An 11448-nucleotide genomic window follows, 5' to 3' on the forward strand; every position below is an offset into this window, starting at 1 on the left:
GTCATGCAAGCTCATCCGTTCTATTAAGCCTTGATATGAAGTTTCTGTTCGTCAGTGCAAGCATTTGCGTCCGACTTCCTTCAGATTCCGCCTCACGGCGGACACCCTTGTCTTTCGCTAACAGTTCCTACTGCCAAGTCTGTAGTGGACTTTCACCACCAAGTTGTCGCCCATGCCGGGCGCACATGAAATAAAAAAGGATATCATTTATCATGATATCCTTTTTCCTTATTCAGTTTTAAAGGGCGTAAGCTTTGCTTTCCTCAAGAAAGACGTTACGATCTTTTTCAGGTACCATAGATCCACCAGTCGCCCACGCAATATGCGTTGCCTGATGCATTTTGTCAGAGAGACCTTTAGACTTGATGTAATCATTACCTTCCTCAGTAGTGGCCATACGGTAAGGGCCAATCATGCCAGCTACAGCAGCCGGTTCAAGGAAAATCGACTCTTTCTCATACAGGCTGGATAGTAACGCTTTGAACACATCGTCCTGAACGGAAAAACCGCCACCGAAGAATGTTCTCATCAGTTTTGCAACTAATCCGGAGGTCCGCGGAACAGCTAATCCATCCGCTATCGTCAGACCACCTAATCCCAGGTCAAAGACAGACACTTCATCGTATTTTTCTGTCAGCAAGCCGACCAGCATGCTTGGCATCTTAGTCGGTTCTGCAAAGAAGCAGTGTACGTGTTCACCAAAAGCTTGTTTCAGTCCAAAGGTGATGCCACCAGGTGATCCACCAATGCCACATGGCAGGTAGACAAACAGCGGGTGATCAGCATCTACTACGACGCCTTCATTTTCCAATTGTTTTTTCATACGATAGCCACCAACTGTGTACCCAAGGAATAATTCCTCCGAGTGCTCATCATCTACAAAGTAACTTTGCGGGTTGGCGTCCGATTCAGCGCGTCCGTTTTCAACGGCTCTTGAGAAGTCAGTATCGTGCTCGATAACTTCTACACCTTTACTTCTTAAATAGTCTTTTTTCCATTGTTTCGCTTCTACTGACATATGAACTGTCACGTTAAAGCCCAGTTTGCGGGCCATAGTTCCGACACTGATGCCTAAATTCCCAGTCGTTCCCACTGCAATATGGAACTGAGAGAAAAACTGCTCGAATTCTTCACTGGCAAATACTGAATAGTCTTCTTCCATACTATTCAACATGCCGTGTTCAAGAGCCAGATTTTCTGCATGCTTCAATACTTCATAGATCGCGCCTCTTGCTTTGATGGTTCCTGAGATAGGCAGGAGATCATCACGTTTCAGCCATAACTTCCCTTCGATAGGGGTCATGAATGTTTCGTTTAAGTGTGCCTGCATCTCTTTGATTTGTGACAGGGGGGATTCGATGATGCCTTCTGTTTCTTCAGTCTCGGGAAAGGCGATTCGAATAAAGGATGCAAAGCGCTGCAGACGCGCTTCTGAATCTTCAATATTTATCATTGAGTAATTAGTTTTAGGTGTCGCTTCTTTTACAGGTAAATACATTGGATTCTGCCAGAAAACTTCTTTTGAGTGTTTGATGTTGTTCAATACAGGGTTAGAATTAATTAGTTGATCCATTGTGATAGTTGACATTAAATACTTCCTTTCGGGTTCATGTTCTCATTCATCTTCCAATCCATTTCAGCCACCTCATTGTAGCATAATCGGTCCAGAAATAAAGCATAAGAAGAGGCTTCTCATCATAAGATAAGAAACCTTTTATCTAATTATAACAAGTTCTATTTATCTTGTTCAATACTTAATTATTATACAGCTTATTCAAATAATCAACTGACTTTGTAATCATATCCTTCAGCACATCACTATCGATATCATCTACCTTGTTGATGTAGACACACCCTTTTCCAGCTGTGTGTTTGCCCAGTTTTGACAGCAGCTCTTCTCTTTCCGGTAAAGCCTGATAGAGATACAAACTGATCTTGGCTTTTCGTGGAGAAAATCCGACAAGCATGGAATCTCCCTCATGTCCCGATTCGTATTTATAATGATACGAGCCAAAGCCGATTATACTTGGCCCCCACATCTTCGCAGTCAACCCTGTGGCTTCTTCAAAAATAGACAACAACCTGTAGGCATCTTCTTTTATTGACGGGCGTTCCACTGTTTCAATAAAGGCAGTCACACTTCGGTCAGTTTCGGTTGTTTTAGCTTTATACATTGCTGTCACTCCTCTTTAAAATTAGTCAAGAATTGTACGGAATTGTCAAGGATTGCCCAGTTCGGTAAAGTCAGTAGGCCCATTAAGCAGAGTTTGCTCATATTCTGCAGTTTCGGCCTACTCAGTTATGGTCAATGTCTGACTTTGCTGAAGCTGCTACCACTTCGGCTCACTCGGTGACTAGTCTAATCGACTTTGCTGAAGCTGCTACCACTTCGGCTCACTCGGTGACTAGTCTGATCGACTCTGCTGAAGCTGTTGCCACTTCGGCTTACTCGGTGACTAATCTGCTCGACTCTGCTGAAGCTGCTGCCACTTCGGTTCACTCGGTGACTAGGCTGCTCGACTCTGCTGAAGCTGCTGCCACTTCGGCTTACTCGGTGACTAATCTGCTCGACTCTGCTGAAGCTGCTGCCACTTCGGTTCACTCGGTGACTAGGCTGCTCGACTCTGCTGAAGCTGCTGCCACTTCGGCTTACTCGGTGACTAATCTGCTCGACTCTGCTGAAGCTGCTGCCACTTCTACTCATCTATTCTCAAAATGGAAGCTACACTTACAGTATAGCTTAAACTGTTTCCTTTCCTTCTGTATAGGCTTTAATGACTTCTATAAATTCATTTCCGTATTTTTCCAATTTTGCTTCTCCAACCCCGTGTACGGAAAGGAAATCCTCGGGTGTAAGCGGAAAGACTGAGGCCATACTCATTAACGCTTTATCAGTGAATACGACAAATGGCGGCTTGCCGATTTCTGTAGCGATTTCTTTTCGCAAAGCCCTCAATTGTTCAAACAGATCCTCTTCATATTCTTCGGTAAATGGCTGTTTAGCCTTAACTGTTTCTTTCTGATGTTTGGTCATAAACAACTGGTGACGTGCGTGAAGCAGGTCGACTGACTTTTCAGTGAATTTCAGTATCGGGTACTGATCTCCTCCTACGTGCAGGAATTGTTCGCTGACCATTAAAGCAATGATGTCTTTGATCTCTTCATCAGTTGAATCTTTCATAATTCCGTGAGTCGACAATTCATTAAAGCCCTGGCTCTTTATCCGTGCATTCTCTTTTCCTCTTAGTACATCGGTAATCAAGCCCATTCCGTACTGCTGGTCCATGCGAAAAATACACGACAGTATTTTCTGACAGGACTGAGTGACTTCAACCAGCTCAGTCTCCCCATTGCAGTTTGAGCAATTGGCACAGGAATCAAATGAAGGATTTTCATCAAAGTAGTCAAGAATCGTTTTGCGCAGACACCGACCCGTTTTACAATATGAAATAATCGTATTTAAATTCTTTTTTGCGTGCGGATGGTTTCCCTGTTCAATCAGCAGATTGTTAGTAATAATGTCCTGACTGGAGTAAAATAGGATCGCTTCAGCTGGAGCCCCATCCCTTCCAGCACGTCCTGCTTCCTGATAGTAACTTTCCATATCTAAAGGCAAGTTATAGTGAATGACCCGCCTGACATTGGATTTGTCGATACCCATTCCAAATGCATTAGTTGCTACAATGATCGGTGATTTATCGTATAAAAAATCTTCCTGATATTGTGTCCGTTCAGCTGAAGTTAATCCCGCATGATAATACCCGACGTCATAGCCTTTTTTCTTTAATAACGAATGGACGCGTTCAACATTTTTGCGTGTATTACAATAAATAATACTCGATTCCTTGTCTTTTAACAAATCCAGTAGTTTGACCTGCTTTTTCTTAGGGTGTACGATTGAAAATGTTAAATTCGGACGGTCAAAACTAGCAGTAAATTCATAAGGATTACTCAATTCCAGTTTCGCTACGATATCTTCTCTGACTTTTTGAGTGGCCGTTGCCGTAAATGCGGCAAATGGAGGATTCGTTGAACAGTGATCTCTGACTGCTGGAATCGCCTGGTAACTTGGTCTAAAGTCGTGTCCCCATTGAGAAATACAATGGGCCTCATCAACCGCTATCAAGTTAACCTGCATCTGTCTTAACCGACTTAAAAAGTACGTATTTTCCAGACGTTCGGGCGAAACATATAGCAGATCAATCTCATTATTCATCGCCTGACGAAGTGTTTCGTTCTGTTCATCTAAAGTCAGCTGACTAGTTAAAAAACCAGCCTTTACGCCCATTGCCACTAATCCATCTACCTGATCTTTCATTAAAGAAATAAGAGGAGAAATGACTAGAGTGATCCCTTCCATCTCTATGGCCGGAATCTGATAGCAAATCGATTTCCCTCCACCTGTCGGCATGATGCCCATAGCGTCTCGTCCCTTTAAAATGGCTTCGATGATGGTTTGCTGCCCTGGTCTAAATGACGTATAGCCATAATACTGTTTAAGTGTTTGATTGATTGTGTTCACTATATCGCTCCTAAATTCTTTCGGGTATGTACAGATGTTTTTATTCAGACTGACTCATTTTACCATATTAGAGTTTTCACTAATAGGATGGTTCATCTATTATACTTATTATCCATCCACATATAATCTCACGTATAAATAGTCTGAAATGTTATTTTCTATTCGCATAACCTGTTCATAATGGTTATAATTAGCATAATGAAAACGTTCAGGAGGAGTAGCAATGCAGAAGTACCCAGTAGCGGATATTTTAGATGTCTGTGTCGAAGCCGGTAGAGTGATGCTTGAGAACGGCGCAGAAACCTACCGTGTGGAGGATACATTATACCGTATCGCCAAGAGTTATAACCTAGTTTACATTAATGTATTTGTTGTTCCTACCGCCCTGATTTTAACTGTGCAGGGATCAGATGGTCAGGATCATACGGAGCTCCTTCGAATGACAGACCGGCAGACGAATCTTGAAAAAGTATCAATGGTGAACGATCTATCGAGACAACTTGCTCAGCGAGCGCTCCCCCCTGCAAAAGTAAAGGTAAAGTTATTAAATATAAAAAATACGCCCCGTAATTTCAGTCGCTGGCAGAGTAATCTAGCGATTGCATTGGCTTGTGGCGGTTTCCCGTTGCTGTTCGGTGGAACTTATACTGATATCATCCCGGCAGTAGTAGCCGGTGGACTGGGTCATATAGTATATGAAGCAGTCAATGCCTGGACAAATGTCAGTTTTTTTGCTGAGATGGTCGCTTCTTTTTTCATAGGATTATTGGCTGTTTTGTTCATTTCATTGGGGTTTGGTCAAGATATCAACATCATTATTATCGCCAGTGTCATGTCTCTTGTTCCGGGTATGGCTATTACGAATAGTTTCAGGGACCTGATGGCTGGGCATTTACTAGCAGGCGTCGCTGTACTGGCAAAAGCCTTACTCACAGCTGGTGCAATTGGAATCGGCATTGCGATGGTCCTGACTTTTCTATAAAGATATTAAGGAGACGTCTATATGAATTTAAACTACTTATCTTATTTTGCTGCTGCTCTTATCGCTACTTTCGGATTCGGTGTGTTGTATAACGTCCCTACTCGAACCTTGTTTGCCTCCAGTATTTCCGGGGCAGTTGGATGGATTGTCTATTACTTTTTGGCTTTTGAAATCGAATTGGATCTCTTTGTCGGTGTTGGTGTCGCAGCCTTTTTAGTCGCTTTCTTCAGTCAATGGTACGCTCGTCACTTCAAGATGCCTGTGATCGTCTTTGCAATCCCCGGTATTATTCCTCTAGTACCTGGTGGTTCAGCCTATAACATGATGCGGGCATTTATTGAAGGCAATCCGGAGATGGCCTTGATGTTTGCAACCGAAACGTTTCTGATTTCAGGAGCCATTGCAGTCGGGCTTTCAGTTAACAGTGGACTGTTCCAAGTGTTTTCAAACCGTGCATTTGGTAAACGGGAGAAACGTTATCTCCCATAGTACACTGAAGTTTTAGCCTTTGCGACTAACCCCCTTAGGCACCTGCAGACATGTTCACTATAAAAAACGGAAGTCTCTCTGTTAAGGAGAAACTTCCGTTTTTTGTTTTCTTCATATTTGTATACTGAATGTCTTAATAGCCACTCACATAATTTAATGGGTTAACTGGTGAACCATTTCGGTGAATCTCAAAGTGTAAGTGTACACCCGTAGAATCTCCTGTTGTTCCCATTGTCCCGATACGCTGTCCTTGAGATACTGATTGTCCTCTGGAAACGAGTAGGTTAGGTGTCATGTGAAAATATCTGCTGGAGTATCCTCCACCATGATTAATGTCCACGTAATACCCTAAAGCATTATTGTATCCGGCAGCTGTTACAGTTCCTGAACGAGTGGCATTGATTGCACCACTGCCTGCAATATCGATTCCACTGTGTAATATGCGTGTTCTGAATATTGGATGTATTCTATAACCAAATGGTGATGTTAAACGACCACTAGCCGGTCTGCTCCATCCAGCATTTGTCTGAGCACCACTATTATTTGAACTTGAGTTATTGCTTGAAGACGTTTGAGATTCTTGAGCTCTCTTCTCTGCTTCTGCTCTTTGAGCTGCAGCTCTATCTGCCGCTGCTCTTTCTTCGGCCTGACGACGCGCTGCTGCTTCTGATTCCGCCTGACGTCTGGCTGCTTCACGCTGCTGTGCTGCTGCCTGCTGACGTTGCTCTTCTTCACGCTGACGTGCTGCCGCCTGCTGACGCTGCTCTTCTTCACGCTGCTGAGCTGCTGATTGTTCTTCATTACGTCGCTGAGACGCTGCTTGTGCTTCAGCTTCTTCGGCCTCTGCTGCTGCACGCTGACGCTGTTCGTTTTCGCGATGCTCTGCTGCTGCCTGCTGACGTTCTTCCTCTTCACGACGTTCCTGTGCTTCTATTTCAGCTTGAACTCTTGCTGCTTCAGCAATTGCCTGACGTTCAGCTTCTTCTTCTGCACGACGACGTTCCTCTTCTTCGCGAATACGCTGTTCTTCCAAACGACGTTCTTCTTCGATTCGTTCTTCTTCTGTTTCGATTTCAGATGATAATGTCATAGCCTTCTGTGATAAAGCGTATTGTTCACTAATGAAGTTTTCTTTTTCATTTTCGTTCATTTCATACAATTCAGCTACATGCATGATCTGATCATCCAGATCAACTTGCTGATCAGTCAATTCTTCACGAGTAGCCTGCATTTGCGCCAGGACATTTTCTACTTCTACACGTTCAACCTGAACTTGTTCTTCAGATTCTTTAACCTGTTTCTGATCACGGATCTGGTCTTCAATAATTGAGCGGTTAGCCGAAACTAACTGGCTGACAACTCCCACACGGCTGATTAGATCAGAAAGATCTTCAGATGACAGAATAATATGTATGATATTCGTCGGGTTCCATTGGGTTTGTGTTGCACGGGCCTGCTGCATTAATTTCTCATCACGTTGTGCGATCAGAACATTTAAATGCTCGATTTCTTCGTTCAAACGTTCGATTTCTTCGTTAGTTCTATCAAGACGGTCACTTTGCTCGATTAAATCTTCAGTTAACTCGGAAATTCTAATCTGTAATGCCTGGATACTGCTTTCCAGTTCTTGTCTTTCTTCTGCAAGCTGCTGCAATTCTTCATCAGTTTCTTTAATGACAGATCCTAATTCACCTGAGCGACTTTCAACTTCCTGTTTTTCCTTTTGCAATTCTTCCAATACGCTCTCAGCTTGTACAGGTGATCCTGCAATTGGGAACGATCCTGCTAAAAGGATTGATGTTAAAAATCCAACTGTAAATTTCTTCTTCAAAATTCATTCCTCCAAAATTCTCTCTAGTCCACAACTTTGTCTGCAGATTATCTTATGCAATAGGTTTTAAGTTTAAATATTTTTGTTTAATTAACTAAACTTATAATAGCATCTAAAGTATTTTTATTAAGGTTTTAGGTCATTACAGTTGTATTACACTTGATTTTAGTCAAATTTTAGACAAATAATCACTTAAATTAGACACAATCTGAACAGTTATAGCTTGCTTTTTTAGATTTAGATAGGAAAGACGCTCCTAGAGCGCTCTAAAAGGCATGTTGAATAAACTAATGTTGCTTATATTTTTTAATGAATATAAATGCACCCTGTCCATTATTATTGTCCTCCCCTATTCACAATCTCTCTGTCATCCCGTCCCTTTTCTAAGAGAGATTATTTCATATGGAAACACTAAGTTAAAAAAACTACAGGCAGCCATGACTGAATCATGGCAATCTGCAGTTTTTATGCGTTTCTTATGATACTTGGCACCCATCGGTGACTCCATCAAACCAGAGCGCTATTTCTCTTTCAGCGCTTTGAGGTGAATCTGATGCATGAACCGTGTTCTGGGTTTTACTGATCCCATATTTTCCTCTGATCGAACATTTATCCGCATTCCTGGGGTCAGTTGATCCATTTAAATCCCTGACAATTTCTATGCAGTTATCTCCTTCAAGTATCACTGCCACCAGCGGACCACTTGACAGGTAGGAGACTACCTCATCAAAAAACGGTTTGCCCAACAAACTTTCATAATGCTTTTCCGCTCTATTTCTGGAGCTTGTCATCATCTTCAAATCTATAATAGTCAGCTCTCGCTTTTCAAACTCCGACAGAATCAAACCAGTCAGTCTGCGCCTCACAGCATCCGGTTTGATCAGGACGAGTACGGATTGAGACATATGCGATTCCTCCTTGTGATCGACCTTTCAACATATCGGTCTTCTTCTGGAAAACTGTCAGTCCTGTTTCTCAAATCATTTTCTGCTCTTTAGCCAGCAACTTCCCTTCGTAATCTTCAATTTTGTAGTTCAATCTATTTATAACCTGCTCTATTTCTTCTTTTTTCTTTTTCAGCTGTTCTTTTTCTTCTATTAATATCTGTTTTCTTTCTTCGAGCGTCTCATCCCCTGATCGAACCAAATCAGCATAGCGTTTCAGAATCTCCAGAGGCAGTCCAGCTGACCTCATACAGGCTATAAAGTCCACCCATTTGAGATCTTCTTCACTGAACGTTCTAACGCCTGATTCATTTCTAGTGATAGGCGGAAGCAGGTTGATGCTTTCATAATAACGAATCGTCGAAGGACTGATACTCATTTCTTTTGCGACAGCAGATATATTCATGTTCTCCTCCTTGATCAGTACTCGATGGCTATGCAGCAGCATAATTTAAATCGTCTGATTCTGTCAGTTACCGATCCAAATTTGAGAATCGTTCGACTATTTCATGTGAGCGATGATCGATGAACAACGTGCTGTTTCTGTCTAAATCAGCTATCCTTTTCAGATCTTCTTGTGACAAGGTGAAGTCCTGACTGTTGAAATTCTGTTGGATTCGGTCTTTGTGTACAGATTTTGGAATCGCAACGATGTTGTTCTGAGTCAGCCAGCGCAGGATGACCTGAGCAGCTGTTTTTTTATATTTCTTGCCTATCTCAACTAATAATCCATTATTGAAGATATCCTCTTTTCCTTCAGCAAAAGGAGCCCATGACTCGTGTATCACTCCGTACTTTTCCATTATGGCATGGTCTTCCGTGCGCTGATTGAACGGATGTGTTTCGATCTGATTGACAGAGGGTACTATTTCATTGTGGATGATCAGATCAACCAGTCGGTCCATATGAAAATTACTTACACCGATGGATTTAAGTTTTCCTTTTTTAACCATCTCCTCCATCGCTCTCCAAGACCCGTAGACATCTCCGAAAGGCTGGTGGATCAGATAAAGATCAATATAATCCACTTGAAGTTTTTCCAAAGCTTTTTCAATAGCCGCAAGTGTTCTATCATAACCTGTATCGTCTATCCAAAGTTTAGTGGTCAGAAAAATATCTTCTCTGGGTATCCCACTTTTTTTGATCGCTCTACCCACTGCTTCTTCATTATTATAAGAACGGGCTGTATCAATCAGGCGATACCCCGTTTCTAAAGCATCCAGAACTGCCTGTTCACATTCCTTGTCGTCAGGAATTTGGAATACTCCGAAGCCAAGTAAAGGCATCTCCAGTCCATTATTCAATGTGATAGTCTTCATTTAATTACTCCTCCTGTTGATTTAATATTAGTTAGACAGTTTGGGTGAAGCCCCTACCACTTCATGAGGCACATAGGCTGCTTCAAGGTATTCCATCTCTTCCTGAGATAACCTGATATCAAGAGCAGCGACTGCATCATCCAGATACTTTTCTTTAGTCGCACCAATAATCGGTGAGACGACTAGAGGTTTATGCAGCAGCCAGGCCAAAGCAATCTGAGAGCGAGACACGCCCTTTTTCTCAGCGATTTCAGCTGCTCTGTCCGCAATGATTTTGTCCTGCTCTTCGGTTTTACCGTATTTCATATCCTGGACTTTATCCATCTTAGACCGTTTCGTTTCAACTGACCAGTCACGAGCCAGTCGCCCGGATGCCAGTGGACTGTATGGTGTGACGGCAATAGTCTGATCTTCACACAATGGCATCATTTCCCGTTCCTCTTCACGGTACAACAGATTATAATGATTCTGCATGGAGACGAATTTAGTCCAGCCATTTTTCTCAGCTACATGCTGCGCTTTCTGGAATTGCCACGCATACATTGCTGATGCCCCTATATATCTGACCTTCCCGGATTTAACGACATCATGAAGGGCCTCCATCGTTTCTTCTATAGGCGTATTGTAGTCCCATCGGTGAATAATGTACAGATCGACATAATCCATTTCCAGACGTTCAAGCGACTGCTCGATTTCATGCATGATTGCTTTTCTGGATAATCCCCCGCTGTTCGGTCTGTCTTTCATTGTTCCGTGGACTTTGGTTGCCACTACGATATCTTCGCGTTCCGCAAACTCATTCAGCGCCTTCCCCAAGATGCGTTCACTTTCTCCTTTTGAGTAGATATTCGCTGTATCAAAGAAATTGATACCCAAATCGAGCGCTTTTCTGATAATTCTGCGACTGTCTTCTTCCCTCAGTACCCAATCGTGTATCCAGTTATCCGGGTCCCCAAAACTCATTGCGCCCAGACAAATCGGTGTCACGTCCATACCGGTATTGCCGAATTTAACTGTTTTCATATAGTGTACTCTCCTTCTTTGATTTGATACGTTAACTTTACCACTTAAAGTCAGGTTTAAGTCAAAGGAAACTTTATCTATTTAGATTTATTTAACTTTTTAAAATGAAAATGCATAATCTTAAGGAGTTAGTGATTTCTTTTGGGAGTGTCAATAATTATGTGTAAATGAAGTGCTCCTTCTATAAAATCGATTTATTAATTTGTTAATCTTTCAAACATTTTTTCTAGCTCCGCTTCAGCCTGTTGGAAGCCGCGGTGAATCCGTGTCAAAAACTTCTGATTGTACGTATCAAAACGGGAAACCAAAAAGCGATCCATAGATTCTTCATTCTGAAA

Annotated in this window: 11 protein-coding genes and 1 pseudogene; 2 read left to right on the forward strand and 10 right to left on the reverse strand. The window is 42.3% G+C overall.

Annotation, left to right across the window (positions count from 1 at the left end; translation table 11 throughout):
• Positions 1–238: 238 nt before the first annotated feature.
• From CLV38_RS12770 to recQ, 4 genes are all read right to left on the reverse strand, one after another.
• Positions 239–1588: a D-serine ammonia-lyase gene (locus CLV38_RS12770; protein WP_106196274.1), complete on the reverse strand. Its 1350-nt coding sequence runs from the start codon at positions 1586–1588 to the stop codon at positions 239–241.
• Positions 1589–1754: 166 nt separating this feature from the next.
• Complete coding sequence (locus CLV38_RS12775; RefSeq protein WP_106196277.1) at positions 1755–2174, reverse strand: DUF1801 domain-containing protein; 420 nt, start codon at positions 2172–2174, stop codon at positions 1755–1757.
• A gap of 185 nt (positions 2175–2359) precedes the next feature.
• A complete protein-coding gene (locus tag CLV38_RS13660; RefSeq protein WP_146129021.1) occupies positions 2360–2704 on the reverse strand; it encodes a hypothetical protein in 345 nt (114 codons plus the stop codon).
• A gap of 36 nt (positions 2705–2740) precedes the next feature.
• The gene (recQ, locus tag CLV38_RS12780; protein WP_211295485.1) at positions 2741–4522 is read right to left on the reverse strand and encodes a DNA helicase RecQ; all 1782 of its coding nucleotides are present in this window, start codon (positions 4520–4522) and stop codon (positions 2741–2743) included.
• 223 nt (positions 4523–4745) lie between these two features.
• On the opposite strand from recQ, the gene CLV38_RS12785 reads away from it, so the two are divergent.
• Together CLV38_RS12785 and CLV38_RS12790 are read left to right on the forward strand one after the other, a co-directional pair.
• Entirely contained in the window at positions 4746–5504 is a 759-nt protein-coding gene (locus tag CLV38_RS12785; protein WP_106196279.1) for a threonine/serine exporter family protein, read from the forward strand.
• 21 nt (positions 5505–5525) lie between these two features.
• Positions 5526–5993, forward strand: a complete 468-nt coding sequence (locus CLV38_RS12790) for a threonine/serine exporter family protein (RefSeq protein WP_106196282.1) — start codon at positions 5526–5528, stop codon at positions 5991–5993.
• 133 nt (positions 5994–6126) lie between these two features.
• Here CLV38_RS12790 and CLV38_RS12795 read toward each other — a convergent pair whose 3' ends face one another.
• The 6 genes and pseudogenes from CLV38_RS12795 to CLV38_RS12820 all read right to left on the reverse strand — a co-directional run.
• Entirely contained in the window at positions 6127–7824 is a 1698-nt protein-coding gene (locus CLV38_RS12795) for a M23 family metallopeptidase (RefSeq protein ID WP_106196284.1), read from the reverse strand.
• A gap of 476 nt (positions 7825–8300) precedes the next feature.
• Entirely contained in the window at positions 8301–8729 is a 429-nt protein-coding gene (ndk, locus tag CLV38_RS12800; RefSeq protein WP_106196285.1) for a nucleoside-diphosphate kinase, read from the reverse strand.
• 70 nt (positions 8730–8799) lie between these two features.
• Positions 8800–9174 carry a MerR family transcriptional regulator gene (locus CLV38_RS12805; RefSeq protein ID WP_106196288.1) on the reverse strand — a complete coding sequence of 125 codons (375 nt, stop codon included), beginning with the start codon at positions 9172–9174 and terminating at the stop codon, positions 8800–8802.
• Positions 9175–9241: 67 nt separating this feature from the next.
• Entirely contained in the window at positions 9242–10087 is an 846-nt protein-coding gene (locus CLV38_RS12810; protein ID WP_106196290.1) for an aldo/keto reductase, read from the reverse strand.
• A 27-nt stretch (positions 10088–10114) separates the two neighbouring features.
• A complete protein-coding gene (locus CLV38_RS12815) occupies positions 10115–11110 on the reverse strand; it encodes an aldo/keto reductase (protein WP_106196292.1) in 996 nt (331 codons plus the stop codon).
• 197 nt (positions 11111–11307) lie between these two features.
• Positions 11308–11448 (reverse strand): annotated as a pseudogene (locus CLV38_RS12820) (IS256 family transposase); the annotation flags it as partial.

It is taken from the genome of Alkalibacterium olivapovliticus, from assembly GCF_003003275.1.
GTDB lineage: Bacteria > Bacillota > Bacilli > Lactobacillales > Carnobacteriaceae_A > Alkalibacterium > Alkalibacterium olivapovliticum.

Excerpts from the sequence above, each read along its gene's own strand:
- ndk (WP_106196285.1), bottom strand. The coding sequence starts at position 8,729 with ATGTCTCAATCCGTACTCGTCCTGATCAAACCGGATGCTGTGAGGCGC.
- CLV38_RS12805 (WP_106196288.1), bottom strand. The coding sequence starts at position 9,174 with ATGAATATATCTGCTGTCGCAAAAGAAATGAGTATCAGTCCTTCGACG.
- CLV38_RS12790 (WP_106196282.1), top strand. The coding sequence starts at position 5,526 with ATGAATTTAAACTACTTATCTTATTTTGCTGCTGCTCTTATCGCTACT.
- CLV38_RS12815 (WP_106196292.1), bottom strand. The coding sequence starts at position 11,110 with ATGAAAACAGTTAAATTCGGCAATACCGGTATGGACGTGACACCGATT.
- CLV38_RS12810 (WP_106196290.1), bottom strand. The coding sequence starts at position 10,087 with ATGAAGACTATCACATTGAATAATGGACTGGAGATGCCTTTACTTGGC.
- CLV38_RS13660 (WP_146129021.1), bottom strand. The coding sequence starts at position 2,704 with ATGAGTAGAAGTGGCAGCAGCTTCAGCAGAGTCGAGCAGATTAGTCAC.
- CLV38_RS12785 (WP_106196279.1), top strand. The coding sequence starts at position 4,746 with ATGCAGAAGTACCCAGTAGCGGATATTTTAGATGTCTGTGTCGAAGCC.
- CLV38_RS12770 (WP_106196274.1), bottom strand. The coding sequence starts at position 1,588 with ATGTCAACTATCACAATGGATCAACTAATTAATTCTAACCCTGTATTG.
- CLV38_RS12775 (WP_106196277.1), bottom strand. The coding sequence starts at position 2,174 with ATGTATAAAGCTAAAACAACCGAAACTGACCGAAGTGTGACTGCCTTT.